16 protein-coding genes are annotated in these 17,852 nt (G+C 68.1%); 8 read left to right on the top strand and 8 right to left on the bottom strand.

All coding sequences use genetic code 11. The annotated features are described in order from the left end of the window. On the bottom strand, positions 1-187 hold a 187-nt coding region (locus VZC37_RS10890; RefSeq protein ID WP_330432462.1), incomplete at its 3' end, for a hypothetical protein. Positions 188-350: 163 nt separating this feature from the next. Between VZC37_RS10890 and VZC37_RS10885 the strand changes: the two genes are divergently transcribed. Beyond that, positions 351-1,595: a helix-turn-helix domain-containing protein gene (locus tag VZC37_RS10885; protein WP_431309376.1), complete on the top strand. Its 1,245-nt coding sequence runs from the start codon at positions 351-353 to the stop codon at positions 1,593-1,595. Between the two features lie 10 nt (positions 1,596-1,605). On the opposite strand, the gene VZC37_RS10880 is transcribed toward VZC37_RS10885, so the two are convergent. Then, complete coding sequence (locus tag VZC37_RS10880; protein ID WP_330432461.1) at positions 1,606-2,229, bottom strand: hypothetical protein; 624 nt, start codon at positions 2,227-2,229, stop codon at positions 1,606-1,608. Between the two features lie 83 nt (positions 2,230-2,312). Beyond that, positions 2,313-3,122, bottom strand: coding sequence for a helix-turn-helix transcriptional regulator (locus tag VZC37_RS10875; RefSeq protein WP_330432460.1), 810 nt, complete (start codon positions 3,120-3,122; stop codon positions 2,313-2,315). A gap of 69 nt (positions 3,123-3,191) precedes the next feature. On the opposite strand from VZC37_RS10875, the gene glsA reads away from it, so the two are divergent. Beyond that, the gene (glsA, locus tag VZC37_RS10870) at positions 3,192-4,622 is read left to right on the top strand and encodes a glutaminase A (RefSeq protein ID WP_330432459.1); all 1,431 of its coding nucleotides are present in this window, start codon (positions 3,192-3,194) and stop codon (positions 4,620-4,622) included. 32 nt (positions 4,623-4,654) lie between these two features. After that, complete coding sequence (nucS, locus tag VZC37_RS10865; RefSeq protein ID WP_330432458.1) at positions 4,655-5,338, top strand: endonuclease NucS; 684 nt, start codon at positions 4,655-4,657, stop codon at positions 5,336-5,338. 53 nt (positions 5,339-5,391) lie between these two features. Here the strand turns inward: nucS and VZC37_RS10860 are convergent, their stop codons facing one another. Both VZC37_RS10860 and mce read right to left on the bottom strand, forming a co-directional pair. Next, positions 5,392-6,429, bottom strand: coding sequence for a coiled-coil domain-containing protein (locus VZC37_RS10860; RefSeq protein WP_330432457.1), 1,038 nt, complete (start codon positions 6,427-6,429; stop codon positions 5,392-5,394). 28 nt (positions 6,430-6,457) lie between these two features. Next, positions 6,458-6,940: a methylmalonyl-CoA epimerase gene (gene mce, locus VZC37_RS10855; RefSeq protein WP_330432456.1), complete on the bottom strand. Its 483-nt coding sequence runs from the start codon at positions 6,938-6,940 to the stop codon at positions 6,458-6,460. An 80-nt stretch (positions 6,941-7,020) separates the two neighbouring features. Between mce and VZC37_RS10850 the strand changes: the two genes are divergently transcribed. The 5 genes from VZC37_RS10850 (at position 7,021) to VZC37_RS10830 (ending at position 11,228) form a co-directional block, all read left to right on the top strand. Next, entirely contained in the window at positions 7,021-8,253 is a 1,233-nt protein-coding gene (locus VZC37_RS10850) for an acetyl-CoA C-acetyltransferase (protein ID WP_330432455.1), read from the top strand. A 77-nt stretch (positions 8,254-8,330) separates the two neighbouring features. Further along, positions 8,331-8,681, top strand: a complete 351-nt coding sequence (locus tag VZC37_RS10845; protein WP_431309375.1) for a DUF3817 domain-containing protein — start codon at positions 8,331-8,333, stop codon at positions 8,679-8,681. 13 nt (positions 8,682-8,694) lie between these two features. Then, positions 8,695-9,000 carry a thiamine-binding protein gene (locus VZC37_RS10840; RefSeq protein ID WP_330432453.1) on the top strand — a complete coding sequence of 102 codons (306 nt, stop codon included), beginning with the start codon at positions 8,695-8,697 and terminating at the stop codon, positions 8,998-9,000. A 12-nt stretch (positions 9,001-9,012) separates the two neighbouring features. Beyond that, positions 9,013-10,245, top strand: a complete 1,233-nt coding sequence (locus tag VZC37_RS10835) for an MFS transporter (protein ID WP_330432452.1) — start codon at positions 9,013-9,015, stop codon at positions 10,243-10,245. Positions 10,246-10,310: 65 nt separating this feature from the next. Continuing rightward, on the top strand, positions 10,311-11,228 hold the full coding sequence (locus VZC37_RS10830) for a tetratricopeptide repeat protein (RefSeq protein WP_330432525.1): 918 nt from the start codon (positions 10,311-10,313) through the stop codon (positions 11,226-11,228). A 209-nt stretch (positions 11,229-11,437) separates the two neighbouring features. Here the strand turns inward: VZC37_RS10830 and glgB are convergent, their stop codons facing one another. The 3 genes from glgB to VZC37_RS10815 form a co-directional block, all read right to left on the bottom strand. Continuing rightward, positions 11,438-13,669 carry a 1,4-alpha-glucan branching protein GlgB gene (gene glgB / locus VZC37_RS10825; RefSeq protein WP_330432451.1) on the bottom strand — a complete coding sequence of 744 codons (2,232 nt, stop codon included), beginning with the start codon at positions 13,667-13,669 and terminating at the stop codon, positions 11,438-11,440. Between the two features lie 8 nt (positions 13,670-13,677). Then, complete coding sequence (locus VZC37_RS10820) at positions 13,678-15,678, bottom strand: maltotransferase domain-containing protein (protein ID WP_330432450.1); 2,001 nt, start codon at positions 15,676-15,678, stop codon at positions 13,678-13,680. Positions 15,679-15,760: 82 nt separating this feature from the next. Further along, the gene (locus tag VZC37_RS10815) at positions 15,761-17,851 is read right to left on the bottom strand and encodes an ATP-dependent DNA helicase (protein WP_330432449.1); all 2,091 of its coding nucleotides are present in this window, start codon (positions 17,849-17,851) and stop codon (positions 15,761-15,763) included. Between the last annotated feature and the right edge of the window lies 1 nt (position 17,852).

Here is a 17,852-nt window from a genome sequence, read left to right as displayed (position 1 = left end):
GAAGGCAGCGTAACCATGCACAGAAGATCATCGGTAAGCCGTGTGCGGGAAAACCGCATGCACGGATTGAAAGGGGGATGGGGAAACGGACTCGCGTTGCGAGCACCGCGCCCCTGACTACCAATGCGTCGATCCGCTCTTGCGGATCGGTCGCGATGCCGGCGGGTGGCTCCAATGTCTGCGTCATGGTGGTGCTCCTCGGGTCGACGTGACGTTCGTGTGATCCACAGCACACTCGGCGACCGATGGCGGTGGCAAGGGTTGCATCGGGTTGCGAAGGCCGACCGCAACCCCCTGCAACCCCGGGTCCGTCTTTGCCACCGACTGTGACCGGGAGCACAATCGAGGCTGTGACGGTCTCTGAAGTCCAGCCCGGACCCGAACCCGCAATCCCCGCGGGCGACGACCCGCGTCACTACGCGCATCTGCTGAGCACGGTGTACGACGCCGCGATGGCGGGGGAGAAGATGCCCGCTCGGCCCCGGACGGTCATCGGCGAATCCTGGGACCGGGTTCTGGACGCCGGGGTCGACCCGGACACCGGAGGTGCCGACGGCGGCCTCGACGCCGCTGATCTCGAGTCCCGTCGTCTCGACTCCGGTCTGTCGGTAGTGCTCGAGGACCTCACCCGGGGTCTCGATTCCGTGATCGCCGACGGCGACAACATCCTCGTCGTCGCCGATTCCGCCGGTCATGTGCTCTGGCGCAGCGGCGCACCGCGGGTGATGCATCATGCCGATCGGCTCGGGTTCGTCGAGGGTGCGAACTGGGGCGAGAACTCCGTCGGCACCAATGCCATCGGCACGGCCCTGATATCCGGGCACGCCGTCCAGGTGTTCTCCGCCGAACACTTCGTGCGCACCCATCACGCGTGGACCTGCGCCGGTGCCCCGGTCCGCGACCCGCGGACCGGGACAGTCCTCGGTGTCGTCGACGTCAGCGGCCCGGCGGCGACGATCCATCCGACGACAGTGGCCCTGGTCGACGTGGTCGCGAAACTGGCCGAGGCACGGCTGCGCGATCACCATCGCCGTTGTCTGGATCAGCTCCGATCGGTGGCCGCGCCGATGCTGGCGCGCCTCGACGGGCCGGCACTGGCCGTCGACACCGACGGCTGGGTCGTCGCGGTCGATGCCGTGGCCCCGCGTCCGCGCCTGGTAATGCCCCGCCATCCCGGTCCGGGCCGGGTGTGGCTGCACGGCCTGGGGGAGTGCGATCTCGATCCGTTGCCCGGTGGCTGGCTGGTGCGGGTGGCCGAGGATGACACCTCACCGTCGGGAACGATGCTCGACCTCGACTGGCGCGATCCGCGGGCACCCTCGCTCACCGTCAGCGGAGCCACCGGTAGCTGGACCATGAGGCCGTCCCCGCGTCACGCCGAGATCCTTGCGCTGCTCGTCGAGCACCCGGCCGGGCGGAGTGCGGCGCAGATGTCGCGGCAGCTCTTCGGGGTCGACGACCGAACGATCACGGTGCGGGCCGAGATGTCGCGTCTCCGAAAGCATCTCGGCGGGCTGCTGGCGGCCAACCCGTACCGCTTCGCCGACGGGGTCACCGCCCGGGTGGACCGGGACCAGGGTTCCGTCGCCCGCTGACGCCTGGTCGTCACAGCGGCAGGCCCTCGCGGCGGGCGTAGGCGGCGCGGCAGCCGTCTGCACAGAATCCCAGTCGCACGCCGTCGTGGTCGAGTGTGATCGTTCCCCGTCCATCGGGAACGATCATCCCGCAGATCGGATCCACCAACCGGCCGGCCGGAGCGGGTGCCGCGGTGCCCTTCTCCTGCGCCGACCGGAAATCCTCGGTGAGAAACGACAGGACGTCATCCGCTGTCGATGGCCGGCCGTCCAACCCGATCTGACCGTCGGGCACCCCGTCCACACGTATCCACAGACCTCCCCGCGGTCGATCCCATCCGCGAGCCTCGTCGAGTCGTCGCACCGCGGTGCGCAGCAGCCCCATGAAGGTGTCGCCGCCTTCATCACGCCACGCGGCCGGCACGGTGAGGGTGATGATGACCGGCGGAGCACCGTCGGCCGAAGGCGTGCCGAATCCCGTGCGCCAGCCGTGTAGTTCGCGGAATGCGATGTGCGTGGCCTGTCGCGCCCGGTCGATCGTGTCGGTGGTGTGAGCGTCGGGTGCGAGGAACAGATCGAGGATCGCATCGCCCAGAATCGCGCGATCCTCGTTGTCGAACCTCCCTGCCGGGTGGGCGATCTCGATCAGCAACATGAGGACTCCTGGCTCGGTCGCGGACGGTCGTCGTCACCACCAGCGTCCGTCAGAGTCCCGAGGCCGTGCAATTACCTCCGAGGTCAAGACCTGAGGTCGGACAGTTGTCGGAGAACCGTGCGAGTCGCGGTGTCCGCGGGGACGAAGGTCTCGATCGCGATCTCGTCGACGGCGACGTCGCGGGGAGAGCCGAATACCGTCACCGCGTACAGCAGGGAGAGGCGGCCGAAATCGGTGTCCAGCACCATCGGGGTCGCCAGTTCGGTGCCCGGGGCCATTCCGGGGTCGTCGTTGCAGTCGGGATCGTCATCCCCGGCGGGGCCCGAGTAGCCGTCGAGCTCCGCGAGCAGATCGGCCAGATACGGGTCGGCGGTGCGCTCGTACTGACGTCGAACCCGTCGCAGCGTGATCGCCCGCCACTGAGCATGGTTTCGCAGCTGCGGTGCCAGCCCGTCGGGATGCAGGGTCACGCGCAGCATGTTCGGCTGAGGCTCACGCAGGTGCGCGGGCACACCGGACAGGAACGTCGCCATCGCGCCGTTGGCGGCCAGCAGTTCCCATCGTGAGTTCACCGCCACCGCCGGGTACGGCTCGTGTCCGGCGAGGAATGCGTCGATCGCCATGCGAATATCACCGAGGTCGTCGACGGTGTGCTCGGTGTGGACGGGCGCGAGCCCGGCGGCCAGGAACAATCGGTTCCGCTCGCGTAGCGGAACGTCCAGCTCATCGCACAAGCGCTCGATCATGCCGCGGCTCGGCCGGGAGCGGCCGGTCTCGATGAAGCTCAGGTGCCTCGTCGAGACTCCGGTGGCGATCGAGATCTCCAACTGGGAACGGCGGCGTCGCTCTCTCCAGTGACGCACCAGGTCGCCGACGGGCTCGTGCGCGGTCATGCTGCTCACCGTAGGCGCGACCCACGCGTCCATCACCGATCCGGAGGATCGGGCCGCTACATTCGCTGTGTGGCATCCCTCGTCGACAGGTATCTCAGTCACATCACCACGGCCTGTACCGCGGATCGTTCCGGTGCGGTCGCCGACTACATCCCCGAACTCGCCCAGGTGGATCCCGAGGGCTACGGGTTGTCGTTGTGCATGCACGACGGGCAGATCTACTCCCGAGGCGACAGCACCGTCGAGTTCACCATCCAATCGATCTCCAAGCCGCTCAGCTACGCGATGGCGCTCAACCGGCTCGGCTACGTGCGGGTCGACGAGAAGATCGGAGTCGAGCCGTCAGGAGAGGCGTTCAACGAGATCAGCGTCGACGACCGCATGCGGCCGAAGAACCCGATGATCAACGCCGGCGCCATCCAGACCGTGTCGTTGCTGCTGCCACCCGTTCGTGACGTGTCGGCGCAGACCGTCGGCCACGTCTTCGACGAACTGGTGACGTTCTACTCGGCATGTGCGGGGCGGAGGCTGGCGCTCGATTCCGCGGTCTACGGGTCGGAGGCGAGCACCGGATCACGCAACCGCGCGATCGCCTACATGCTCGACAGCTTTGGCGTCATGGACACCGACCCGGAGGCGGCGCTCGACCTCTATTACCGCCAGTGCTCCCTGCGGGTCACCACCGACGACCTCGCCGTGATCGGCGCGACGCTGGCCAACGGCGGGGCCAACCCGCGCACCGGACGCCAGGTCATCGCCCAGGAGGTCGCGCAGCGGGTGCTGTCGGTGATGACGACATGCGGGATGTACGACGGCGCCGGCGACTGGGTGACGTCGGTCGGCCTGCCGGCGAAAAGCGGTGTGGGAGGCGGCATCCTCGCGACCCTTCCGGGTCAGCTGGGCATCGGGATCTACTCACCGCGGCTGGATCGGCATGGCAACAGCGTGCGGGGGATCGACACGTGTCGTCACCTCTCGACCGACCTCGGGCTGCACATGTTCAATCTGAACCGGGAGAGCCGGGTCACGATCAGGTCGATCTACGACATCGGCGCGTTCGAGGTCGGCGAGGAATGGTCCGGTCGGGAACGCGGTTACCTGTCGACCTGTCGCGATCAGGTCAAGGTCTACGAACTTCAGGGCGATCTCACGTTCTCGGGAGCGGAGTCCGCACTGCGCCGGATCGAGGCCGACATGGACGACTATGTGGTGGCGATCGTCGACCTCTCGCGGATCGACGTCATCGACCCGGTGGCCCGGACGATGATGCTCAGCGTCAAGCACACGCTGGACGAGCGCGGGCAGTTGGCGATGGTGGTCGACCCCGACGGAGTGCTGCGTGCGAGCGTCGAGCGGCACCGCGAGGATCAGGTCGTGCCGGATCTGGTCGCACCGGAGACACTGCGTGGCTTCGACCCGACACTGCCGCACGTCCACTCCTCGATGGCCGATGCGGTCATCGACGCCGAAGCGTTTCAACTCGAGCGGCGTGCCGGGTAGAGCCAGAAGTCCGGCCCGTTACGCTGACCCACGTGCGTCTGGTTATCGCTGAGTGCCAAGTGGATTACGTCGGTCGGCTCACCGCCCACCTGCCGATGGCGAAGCGGTTGTTGCTGATCAAGTCGGACGGTTCGGTGAGTGTCCACGCCGACGACCGTGCCTACAAGCCGTTGAATTGGATGAGCCCCCCGTGCTCACTGACCGAGTCGGCGGTACCCGACGGCGTGGACGCCGAGGCGTACTGGGTGGTCACCAACAAGGCGGGTGAGGAGTTGCGGATCACCATCGCCGCGATCGAGCACGACTCGGCCCACGACCTCGGCATCGACCCCGGACTGGTGAAGGACGGCGTCGAGGCCCACCTGCAGGAGCTGCTCGCCGAGCACGTGGAGACACTCGGGACGGGCCACACGCTGGTCCGCCGTGAGTACATGACGGCGATCGGGCCGGTGGATCTGCTGTGTCGGGACGCCGACGGCGCGACCGTGGCGGTCGAGATCAAACGTCGGGGCGAGATCGACGGGGTCGAACAGCTGACGCGTTACCTGGACCTGCTCAATCGCGATCCGATCCTGGCTCCGGTGAGCGGTGTCTTCGCCGCGCAGCAGATCAAGCCGCAGGCCCGGACGCTGGCCGAAGACCGCGGAATCCGGTGCCTGGTCCTGGACTACGACGCGCTACGCGGCGCGGAGAGCACGGAGTTCCGCTTGTTCTGACCGTCGGTCCGGCACAGGGGCTCGGTCCGCGCGGGGCCGGTTCGGGCAGCGGGTCAGTTCCCGGCGCCTCGTCCGCCGGTCGAACCCGCCGACGCCGACGCTGTTCCGTTCGGGCCGGATCGCTTGACCTGCGACTGTGTCGACAATGCTCGATTGAGCAGTTCGGCGTCGTCGTTCTCGGTCAGTTCGGCGAGATCCGCGTGACGTTCAGACAACTGCGCCGGGAGCTTGGCGACCTCGTCCCGAACCCGGTCGAGCTGTTCCACGACCTGCTTACGTGCCTGATCCGCCTTGCTCGCCAACTCGCGCGAACGGGCCAGACGCTCGGTGGCGATCTCCTGCGCCGTGTCCTTCATGCGCTGCGCCTCGCTGCGCGCTCGCTCACGCTGTGCGGCCAGCTCTGCGTCGTGACGCTCCCGTTCGGCCTGCCGAGCCCGCGTGCTCTGCAGTTCCAGCTCGGCGGCCTCGCCCTTGGCCTTCGTGACGATTCGGCGTGCCTCGTCGTGGGCGGCCGTCATCGTCTCCTTGTGCTCGGCCTCCATGGCCGCCTTGCGTTCGGCGATGAGCGCCGCCGCTTCTTCAGCCTCCTCCGCCGACCTCGCGGCCAGCTCGTCGGCGTTCTCGCGGATCTGGCGCGCCCGCTCCTGGGCCTCGGCGATCGCCTTCTTGGCGTCGGTGTCGGCGTTCTCGCGGATGCGGGTGGCATCTGCCTCCGCGTCGTCCCGAAGTGTGGTCGCCTCCTGCCGGGCGATCGACGTCACCTCGGCGGCCTCGGCGGCCGCGTCGGCGCGGATCTCGGAGGCCTCGTCGGACGCCAGTTGCAGCATGCGGCCGAGGCGCTCGCTCATCCCCTGCGCAGTGGTCGGCGGTACCGAGAGTTTGTCGACCTCGCGGCGCAACTCCTCGATCTCGTCGCGCGCCTCCTCGAGGTGCGCGGCCAGTTCGTGCGCATTGGCTGTCGCGGCGTCGCGGTCGGCGGCGAGGACCCGCAATTCGGCATCCACCCGCTGCAGGTGTTCGGCCACCTGTTCGCGATCGAACCCGCGCATGACGATGGCGAACGGGAGATTACGCGGTGCCGGAGCTGACATGCGGCACAGTCTATCTCAGGGGTGCACCTCAGTGACCTGTGGAATCGGCCGCCGGCTCGACCAGTTCCAGCAGCACACCGCCGGCATCCTTGGGGTGGACGAAGTTGATCCGCGAATCGGCAGTGCCGCGACGTGGCTGCGGATAGAGCACGCGGACCCCGGCTGCGGTGAGGCGTTCGGTCACCGCGTCCACATCGGTCACCCGCACCGCAAGCTGCTGCAGTCCCGGGCCGTTGCGATCGAGGAACTTCGCGATCGTCGATTCGTCGTTGAGCGGGGCGAGCAGCTGGATGACCGCGCCGCCGGCGGTCTGCGGTCCGACCATCGCCTCGACGACACCCTGTTCCTCGTTGGTCTCCTGATGGAGGGTCTCGAACCCGAGGTGATCGAGGTACCACTTCTTCGCGGCGTCGAGGTCGGGTACGGCGATGCCGACGTGGTCGATGGCGACGACGAGATCCGAGATCACCGCGGTCGTCGAGGTGGCAGGGTCTGCTGCTGAGGTACTCATGCTCTAACGGTAGCGTTGAGGTCAGATGCTCACAGAGCGGGCGCTCGGTCTGCCGGCTCAGCCGATGTTGGAGGTCCCCCATGTCCACGTCCACCGAACAGTCGTCGACGGTCATCGTCGCAGGCGCGCGGACCCCGTTCGGCCGCCTGCAGGGTTCGCTCAAGGATTTCAGTGCCGTCGACCTGGGTGCGATCGCCATCGAGGGGGCGCTGGAGCGTTCGGGGGTGCCGGCATCGGCCGTCGAGTACGTGATCATGGGGCAGGTGCTGACCGCGGGGGCCGGTCAGATGCCGGCGCGGCAGACCGCGGTCAAGGCGGGTATCGGCTGGGATGTCCCCGCCCTGACGATCAACAAGATGTGCCTGTCCGGCATCGACTCGATCGCGTTGGCAGATCAGCTGATCCGGGCCGGTGAATTCGACTGTGTCGTCGCCGGCGGCCAGGAGTCGATGACGCAGGCACCGCATCTGCTGCCGGGCAGCCGCAGCGGGTTCAAGTACGGCAACACCGAGCTCGTCGACCACATGGCCTACGACGGACTGTGGGACGTCTTCACCGATCAGCCGATGGGTGCGCTCACCGAACAAGGCAATGACGTCGTCGAGGGCCAAGAAGCCGAGGCGACCCGCGGCTTCACCCGCGCCGAGCAGGACGAGTTCGCGGCCCGCAGCCACCAGCGCGCGGCCATCGCATGGAAGAACGGGGTGTTCGCCGACGAGGTGGTGCCGGTGAGCATCCCGCAGCGCAAGGGCGACCCCGTCTCGTTCACCGAGGACGAGGGTGTGCGCGCGGACACCACCGCCGACTCGCTCGCCGGCCTGCGCCCCGCGTTCCGCAAGGACGGTTCGATCACCGCGGGCAACGCGTCGCAGATCTCCGATGGCGCGGCCGCGGTGATCGTGATGAGCAAGTCCAAGGCAGAGGAGCTCGGCGTGACGTGGCTGGCCGAGATCGGCCCGCACGGCGTCGTCGCAGGCCCGGACTCGACGCTGCAGGCCCAGCCCGCGAACGCCATCGAGAAGGCCTGCGCCCGGGCGGGTATCGCACCGTCGGATCTCGACCTGATCGAGATCAACGAGGCGTTCGCCGCCGTCGGGCTGGCCTCCGCCAAGCAGCTCGGCATCGACCCGGAGATCGTGAACGTCAACGGCGGCGCGATCGCCGTCGGGCATCCGATCGGGACATCGGGCGCGCGGATCACCCTGCACCTGGCGCTGGAGTTGCAGCGCAGGGGCGGCGGCGTCGGCGCGGCCGCGCTCTGCGGCGCCGGTGGCCAGGGCGACGCACTGATCATCCGAGTGCCCAAGAGCTGATCTCCCGTCCATCCGGCGGGGAGATCTTTACTACACCTCGTCGTAGATGGCCAACGCCATCGGGCACAATGTGGGTCATGAAGCAGATTCTCGACCTGTCCACACCTGCAAAGCGTTTCCGTCTCGTCGCCATCTGGGAGGCGGTCACGTGGGCGGCGCTGATCGTCGCGATGATCATCAAGCGGGTGTTCGACAACGACGAGGCGATCGCGATCCCGGGCATGGTGCACGGCGTGGCAGGTTTCATGTTGTTCGTCGTGGTCGCGCTGATCACAGCTCGCGCACTGAAGTGGAGCATCGGGGTGACGGCGCTTGCTCTGGCGTCGAGCATCCCGCCGTTCGGCACCCTGGTCTTCGAATGGTGGGCCCGCCGCAACGGTCACCTCGCCGAACTCTCCGACGACGCGGCACCGCGTCTCGCGGCCTGACGGCGAGCGCGCCGTGATCGTCGCGTTCAGCCTCACGCCGTCCGGTGGCGACGCAGTCGACGCCGACGGCGGCATGAGCGCCGCGGTGGCCGCGGCGGTGCAGGTGGTACGCGACTCGGGCCTCCCGCATCAGACCACTGCGATGTTCACCTACCTCGAGGGCGACTGGGACGACGTGATGGCTGTGGTCAAACGCGCGACCGACGCCGTCGCGGCCAACGCTCCGCGTGTCGGGCTGGTTCTCAAGGCCGACATCCGGCCGGGGCACACCGACGAGCTCACCGGCAAGGTCGACCGCGTCGATCGACTCCTCGGCTGACACCATGGCGGCATGACGCCCTCTGCCGCCACCATCGCGACCGCAGACCGACGGGCCCGCGGCGCGGTGGTCTCGGTCTTCGCGCTGAACGGGTTCCTGGCCGCGATGTGGGTCGCGCACATCCCCGTCATCGTCGATCGGACCGGCGTCTCCGAGGATCAGCTCGGCGCATTGCTGCTGTTGCTCGGCGGCTGCGCCTTCGTCGGCATGCAACTCTGCGGACCGATCATCGACCGCTGGGGGTCGAAGCCGACCACGGTGGTCGCGGCGGTGCTGCTCTCGTCGGTCATCCTCGGGCCGGTTCTCGCCGACGACCTGATCACCCTGGCTGCCGCGCTGGCCGCGTTCGGGTTCGCCAACGGCGCCCTCGATGTCTCGATGAATGCGCAGGCTGTGGCCGTCGAACGGCGGTACCGCCGGCCGATCATGTCGTCGTTCCACGGGTTCTTCTCGGTGGGCAGCCTGATCGGGTCCGGGGTGGTGGCGGTGACCCTGTGGCTCGACGCGGGGGTGGTCCCGACGGTTGCCGTCGCCGCGGTGGTGGGTCTCGTCGTGGCCGGTGCGGTGTCGCGATATCTGCTCGTCACGGTTGTCGAGGATCCGGCGGCGACGTCGCTGCCGGGCGTGGAGACCGGCCGCTGGTGGCACGGCATCGATCGTCGCCGCCTCATCGTGCTCGCCGCCGTGGCATTCGCGCTGATGCTCGCCGAGGGCACCGCATACGACTGGAGTGCCCTGCACGTCGTCGAGACGTTCGGCACGGCGGAGTCGATCGGCGCAGTCGCGTTCGGTGCCTTCAGTGCGGCGATGACGGTGGCTCGTTTCGTAATCGATCCGATCGCTGCGGCGGTCGGGCCGATGGTGGTCGTGCGGGTTGGGGCGCTGATCGGTCTGGCCGGGATGTCGCTCGCCGTGGTCGCGCCGTCGGCGGGATGGGCGATCGTCGGCTGGACCGTGTTCGGTGTCGGGCTCGCCGGACTCATCCCGCAGATCTTCACCGCCGCCGGCAATCTGACCGAGAACTCGAGCGGTCGTGCGATCTCGCTGGTGGTGGGGTGCGGATATCTCGGCATGTTGGCCGGTCCGGCCGTCGTCGGCTTCATCAGCAGCCGCACCAGTCTGAGCATCGGCCTGCTCGCCGCGGTCGTCGCGCTGGTGTTCGCCGCGCTCGCTGCCGGGGTGGTGCGCGCACCCGTCGAGCGGCAGGGCTCCGCGACCGCACGGCATGACACACTGGAGGGGTGAGCAGACCAACGAATCGGCAGCAGGCGGCGGGTGCCGCTCGGCAACAGGCTGCCGCAGCGGTAGCCATGTCGGGAGCGGTCGATCTGACCGCGCTCAAGGAACGCGCGGACGCCCAGCGGCAGCAGGCGCAACGGCCTGCGCAGGCGACCCGTACGGCGCCGCCCGCGGACGGCGCGGCGCCCCCGTCGGGAGACGGCGGTGCCGTCATCGACGTCACCGAGGCGACCTTCGAGACCGAGGTGCTCGCGCGATCGCAGCAGCAACTCGTGTTGGTCGACCTGTGGGCCGAGTGGTGTGAGCCGTGCAAGCAGTTGTCGCCCGTGCTCGAGCGGCTGGCCGGTCAGGCGCAGGGCTCGTGGGTGCTCGCGAAGATCGACGTGGACGCCAACCCTCGGATCGCCCAGGCGTTTCGGGCGCAGTCCATTCCGATGGTGGTGGCCATCGCGCAGGGCCAGCCGGTGGCCGCCTTCAACGGTGTGCGGTCGGAGGCGGAGATCTCGCAGTGGGTGGGGGAGATCCTGTCCCAGCTCGGCGACGTGCTCCCGGGAGCTGAGCCTGCCGATGCCGAACCGGAACAGGACGACCCGCGGATGGTCGCGGCCGAGGACAAACTCAACGGCGGCGACTTCGAAGGTGCGCTCGCCGATTATCGCGCGATCGCCGAGGCCGAGCCGAACAACGTGGAGGCCGCGTCGGCGGCGCGCAACCTCGAGTTCGTGCTGCGCGCCCAGGCTCACGATCCGGCCATCGTCGACACCGCCGCCCCTGCCGACGTCGACGCACAACTGGCCGCCGCCGACGTCTTGCTGCTGTCGCAGCAACCCGAGGCGGCCTTCGACCGCATCATCGGAGTCGTGAAGGTCACCGCCGGCGACGACCGGACGCGCGCCCGCACCAGGCTGCTCGAGTTGTTCGAACTCTTCGACCCGGCCGAGCCGTTTGTCGTCGCGGCGCGCCGCAAGTTGGCCACCGCTTTGTACTGACCCCCTCGTCGTCGTCGAACGTCGACTGGGCGCCACTTTCCGTCGACTGGGTGCCGTTTCCCGTCGACTGGGCGCTATTTCGCGTTGACTGGGCACTGTTTCGCGTTGACTGGGTATCCCGAGCTGAGGGGGTTTGGTTGCGCGGCCCTTCGTGACGGGCCTCCGCAGGCTCCGGCCCTCCTCAGGGACCGGGGGTGGGGCGGCCGTCCTCAGGGGCCGGGGGTGGTCTCCGGCGCGAGGAAGATCGCGGAGTTGGGTGGCAGCGTGACCCGCGCCGAGGTCTCCCGACCGTGCCATCCCGGCCCGTCGGCGACGACGCTGCCGAGATTGCCTATGCCGCTGCCGCTGTAGGCCGTCGAGTCCGTGTTGAGGACCTCTGTCCAGGTGCCGCCCTTCGGGAGGCCCACGCGGTAGTCGGCGCGCTCGCTACCCGAGAAGTTGAACAGGCAGGCCATCATCGATCCGTCGCGTCCGAATCGCAGGAAACTGATGACGTTGTTCGCGGTGTCGTTGGCGTCGATCCACTCGTAGCCGTCGGGGGTGGCGTCCTGACTGTAGAGCGCCGGGCTCGCGCGGTAGACGCGGTTGAGATCAGTGATGAGTGCCGAGATGCCCGAGTGCAGTTCACCTTCCCACCCCTCGGTCTGGAACCAGTCGAGGCTGCGGTTGTCGGCCCATTCGCCGGTCTGTCCGAATTCCTGGCCCATGAACAGCAGCTGCTTACCGGGATGCGCCCACATGTATGCCAACAGCACCCGGACTCCGCCGGCCTTGGCGAACGAGTCGCCCGGCATACGACTCCACAGCGTTCCCTTGCCGTGTACCACCTCGTCGTGGGAGATCGGTAGGACGAAGTTCTCGCTCCACGCGTACATGAGCGAGAACGTGATCTCGTGGTGATGGAAGCTGCGGTGCACCTGATCACGCCCCAGGTATCCGAGCGTGTCGTGCATCCACCCCATGTTCCATTTGAAAGTGAACCCGAGACCGCCGAGGTTGGTCATCTGGGTGACCCCGGGCCATGCGGTGGACTCCTCCGCGACGGTGATCACACCTGGGAAGTGTTTGTGTACAGTGGCATTGGTTTCCTGCAGGAACTGCACGGCCTCCAGGTTCTCCCGGCCGCCGTAGATGTTCGGGCGCCACTGTCCTTCCGGCCGTGAGTAATCCAGGTAGAGCATCGAGGCGACCGCGTCCACGCGCAGCCCGTCGATGTGGAACTGGTCGAACCAGTACAACGCGTTCGCGACGAGGAAGTTGCGCACCTCACGACGACCGAAGTTGAAAACGTATGTGCCCCAATCGAGTTGTTCACCCCGCATCGGGTCACCGTCTTCATACAGCGGAGTTCCGTCGAACCGGGCCAACGCCCAGTCGTCCTTCGGGAAGTGCGCGGGGACCCAGTCGACGATGACGCCGATGCCCAGCGAGTGCAGGTGGTCGATGAGATATCGCAGCTCGTCGGGGGAGCCGAAGCGCGCGGTCGGTGCGTAGTAGGACGTGACCTGATAGCCCCAGGATCCGCCGAACGGATGCTCGGCGACCGGCAGGAACTCCACGTGCGTGAAGCCCTTCTCCACCAGGTAATCACCGAGTTCGACGGCGAGTTCGCGGTAGGACAGACCAGCACGCCACGATGCGATGTGCACCTCGTAGATGCTCATGGGTTCGCCGACGACGTCGGTGGCCTCGCGGCGGGCGATCCACTCGTCATCGGACCAGGTGTACGACGACTCGGTCACCACGGAGACCGTCGACGGCGGGGGCAGTGTCCGCCGGGCCATCGGGTCCGCCTTGTCCCGCACGACGCCGTCGGCGCCGTGAACACGGAACTTGTAGCGCATTCCGGCCGCGATGTCGGGAATGAACACTTCCCAGACGCCGCTGCTGCCGATCATGCGCATCGGAGCCTGGCGCCCGGACCAGTTGTCGAAATCGCCGACGACGACCACGCCGTGGGCGTTCGGCGCCCACACCGAGAACGCCGTGCCGCGGACCTCGCCGTCCGGAGTGGTGTACGAGACGATCCGCGCACCGAGGATGTCCCACAACGATTCGTGTCGGCCCTCGGAGAACAGGTGGACGTCGAGTTCGCCCAGGCTGGGCAGGAACCGATACCCGTCGGCGACGACGTACTCCTCGGTGCCGCCGCCGGTGGCGGGATACGCGACCCGGAGCCGGTAGTCGATCAGGTCGGCGTAGGGCACCGCGACGATCCACAGGTCGTCACTCTGCCGCGTCATCGGGTGGTCGACACCACCGATGACCGCGACCACCGACACCGCGTCGGGGCGCAGGGTGCGCAGAATGGTCCAGTCGCCGGGCGCGTCGTGGGCGCCGAGAAAGGCGTGCGGGTCGGGATGGGTCAGGCTGAACAGTCGGCGCAGATCGTGATCTGAGGCGGACGGCTCCGGTCGGGGGGTACTGCTCCTCGTGGTCACGATCTACCTCACTGCATCCGGTAGGCGAGTCGTCGGGCGGCGGCGGGATCGAGCGGCGGCAGCGCCAAGATGTGCGCGACCGCATGCCACGGTTCCAGCTGGATGTAATTGGCCTGGCCCCAATAGAACTCCTGCCCGGACACCTCGTCGCGGACGGTGAACCGGTCCTGCCACTCGAAACCGAGCGCCGGCATGTCCAACCAGACCGTGGACACCTCGGTGCCGAACGGGTTCAGATTGATCACCACGATCACCCGGTCCCCGGACACCGGGTCGAACTTGGAGTAGGCGATCAGCGACGGATTGTCGATGTGGTGGAAAGTGATGTGGCGCAATTGCTGCAAGGCCGGATGACGTCGCCGGATGTCGTTCAGGCTGGTGATCCACGGTTCCAGTGACTCGCCGCGGCTGGTGGCGGCCTTGTGATCTCGCGGACGCAGTTCGTACTTCTCCGAGTGCAGGTACTCCTCGCTGCCCTCGGCCACCGCGACGTGCTCGTAGAGTTCGTAGCCGCTGTACACACCCCATGTCGGTGCCAGCGTCGCCGCCAATGCCGCTCGTAACGCGAACATCCCGGGACCGCCGTGCTGCAGGCTGGCATGCAGGATGTCGGGGGTGTTGACGAACAGGTTCGGCCGCGCCTCGTCGGCGTGGTCGGCGATCTCACGCCCGAACTGTTCGAGGTCCCACTTCTCGGTCTTCCACGTGAAGTAGGTGTAGGACTGCGTGAATCCGATGCGCGCCAGTCCGTACAGTCGGGCCGGCCGGGTGAACGCCTCGGCGAGGAAGAGCACGTCCGGGTCGCGCTTCTTCACCTCGGTGATCAGCCATTCCCAGAAGTTCGGGGGCTTGGTGTGCGGGTTGTCGACGCGGAAGATCTTGACACCCAGCCCGACCCAGCCGAGCACCATCTTCAGAACCGCCCGATACAGGCCGTTGCGGTCGTTGTCGAAGTTCAGCGGGTAGATGTCCTGGTATTTCTTCGGCGGATTCTCCGCGTACGCGATCGTGCCGTCGGGCTGGGTGGTGAACCATTCCGGATGCTCACGCGCCCACGGGTGATCCGGCGCGCACTGCAGTGCGAGATCGAGTGCGACCTCGAGCCCGAGTTCGGCTGCGCGGGCGATGAAATACCCGAAGTCCTCGCGGCTGCCGAGCGCGGGATGAATCGCGTCGTGGCCGCCCTCGTCGGAGCCGATCGCCCACGGGGAACCCACGTCGTCGGGACCTGCGACCAGCGTGTTGTTGCGGCCCTTACGGTTCACCTTGCCGATGGGATGGATCGGCGGGAGATAGACGATGTCGAAGCCCATCCCGGCGATCCGCGGGAGGTCGTCGACCGCGGTGAGGAACGTACCGTGCACCGGATTGCCCTCGTGGTCCCAGCCGCCGGTGGAGCGGGGGAAGAGCTCGTACCAGGAGCCGAACAGCGCGCGACGACGATCGACCCACACCCGGTAGGAGCGCGACTTCGTCACCAGCTCGCGCACCGGGTGGACTGTCAGCAGCTCGGCCACCTCCTCGGATACCGCGAGATTGATGCGGTTCTCCACCCGCCGGCGCCGGGCGCGTAGTTGTTCGATCGCGTCGTCGATGATCTCCTGGGCGTCGATCGGCACGACGTCGCGCGCAGCGGTGAGTACCTGCGCGCCCACCTCGAGATCGTTGGCGAGGTCTCCGGCGCCCTGACCGGCATCGACCTTCTTCAACACGGCCGATCGCCAGGTGGCGTACGGGTCGCTCCACGCTTCGATGCGAAACACCCAGTATCCGACCGCGTCGGGGACGAAGGCGGCGTTGAAGATGTCGGGTTCGCTCGCCGGGTCCATCCGGACATCCATGCTGCGCTGTCCCGGACCGTCGACATGCAGGGTCACACCGATCGCGTCGTGACCCTCCCGCCAGGCCGTTGTCGATATCGGGATCAGTTCACCGACAACGGCTTTCGCCGGCAACTGCCCGGCGGCCACCAGAGGCGCGATATCGTCGATCCCCATCCGCCCGATCACCGGCGGCCTCCTCTCGTACAACCTGCGACCCTGACATGACGCATGTTTCCGGTGCACGGTGGCGCCGGCATCCCTGCCTTCCTCAACCGTAGGGGATCGCGGCCAGTCTGCCCAACGCAGAACGGACCAGATCACCATCGGTCGTTCGCCAGAACGGTGGTAACGATGCGAGCAGATACCCACCGTATCCGGCGGTGGCGAGCCGGGAGTCCAGAACTGCGACGACACCCCGGTCGTCGGTGGATCGGAGCAGCCTACCTGCGCCTTGAGCGAGCAGCAGCGCCGCATGATTGGCGGCGACGGTGAGGAAACCGTTGCCGCCGCGGGCCTCGACGGCACGCTGACGTGCGGTGAGCAGCGGATCGTCCGGGCGGGGGAACGGGATGCGGTCGATCACGACGAGACTGCACGACGGCCCGGGAACATCGACCCCCTGCCACAGCGACAACGTGCCGAACAGACAGGTCCGCGGGTCCTCCGCGAAACGCCGGACCAGGGACGCCGTCGTGTCGTCGCCCTGGCACAGCACGGGCTGGGCGCACCGGGCACCGATCGCGTCGGCGGCCTCACGCGCGGCGCGCATCGACGAGAACAGGCCGAGGGTGCGGCCGTCGGCAGCCTCGACGAGGCCGGCGAGTTCGTCCAGGGTCTGCTCGGCGATCGCGTCGCGGCCCGGACGCGGCAGGTGCCGGGCGACGTAGAGGATCGCCGATCTCGGGTAGTCGAACGGGGAGCCGGCGTCGAGCCCGGACCACCGGGGTGGCGCCGTGTCCGAGGGAGGTGTGCGGCCGGACGCCAGCTTGTCGATGGCCGGTTCAGGAGCGGAGTCCGAGGTCCGATCCCGGGTGGCGGGATCGGCGCCGTCGGTGTCGCGGCGGCCGGCTGCGGGCAGCCCCCACGTCGCGGCCAATGCGTCGAAGTTGCCGCCGATCGTGAGCGTGGCGGACGTGAGGATGACCGTCGCGTCCGCGAACAGCGACGCCCGCAGCAAACCGCCCACCGACAATGGTGCGATGCGCAGCACCGCCCGCGTGTCGTTGCCGACCTTGTCGTGCGCGACCCACACGACGTCGCGACGCTTCGACTCGTCGGGGTGATCGAAGGCGCCGAGCAGCCGGACGACGGTGTCGTGGGTGTCCTCCAGCGCCGTCAGGGCTGCCGATCGTGCCGCCGCAGAGTCGTCGGTGCCGCTGCGGGCCGGGCCGATCTCGTTGCGCGCCAACCACAACCGATCACGAAGACTGGCCAAGGACTCGGGGGCGCCAGACGGCAGACGGGTCCATTCCCGCGCCGGCATCTCGCTGAGCAGTCCGTCGAGGACTTCTGCGGCGCCCAGCAACGAATCGGTCGTCTCGTCGTCGATCAGTTTGCCGCAGCGGCGGGCCACCAGGGTGATCGAGGCGCCGGACAGTTCGGCGGTGGACACCGAGGTGATCCGGTCGACGAGTTCGTGGGCCTCGTCGACCACCACCACGTCGTGTTCGGGCAGGATGGTCGCGGGGCTCATGGCGTCGATGGCGAGCAGTGCGTGGTTGGTGACGACGACGTCGACCTGTCCGGCCGCCCGCCGCGCACGTTCGGCGAAGCAGTCGTCGGCGTAGCTGCAGTTCGCTGCGCCGAGGCACTCGCGGGCCGACACGCTGACCTGACGCCAGGAGCGGTCGCTGACACCGGGCGACAGGTCGTCGCGGTCACCGGTCTCGGTGTCCGACGACCACTCGCGCAGCCGTGTCACCTCACGTCCGGTCCGGGACAACTCGAACGCATCGAACAGTTCGGTCGCCGGTTCCTCGGCGGTCCCGCTGTGGATCTTGTTCAGGCACAGGTAGTTCCCGCGCCCTTTGAGGATCGCGAACTCAGGTTCCCGGCCGAGTGGGCCGGCGAGTGCGGCCGCGACCCGGGGCAGGTCGCGTTCGATGAGTTGTCGCTGCAGGGCGATGGTGGCCGTCGACACGACGACCGTCCGCCCGGAGTCGACGGCGTGACGGATGGCCGGCACCAGGTAGGCCAACGATTTGCCCGTGCCGGTGCCGGCCTGGACAGCGAGGTGCTCGCCGGTGTCGATGGCGTGGGCCACGGCTGAGGCCATGCGAACCTGGCCGTCGCGTCGGGCGCCGCCGAGAGAGGTGACCGCGGCGTCGAGCAGCGAGACCACCGATGGGCTGGGGGTCATC

It is taken from the genome of Gordonia sesuvii (genome assembly GCF_036350415.1).
GTDB classification, from domain to species: Bacteria; Actinomycetota; Actinomycetes; order Mycobacteriales; family Mycobacteriaceae; genus Gordonia; species Gordonia sesuvii.
Note: the sequence above shows the minus strand (reverse complement) of the source record. Positions and strands in the feature narration are given on the sequence as shown.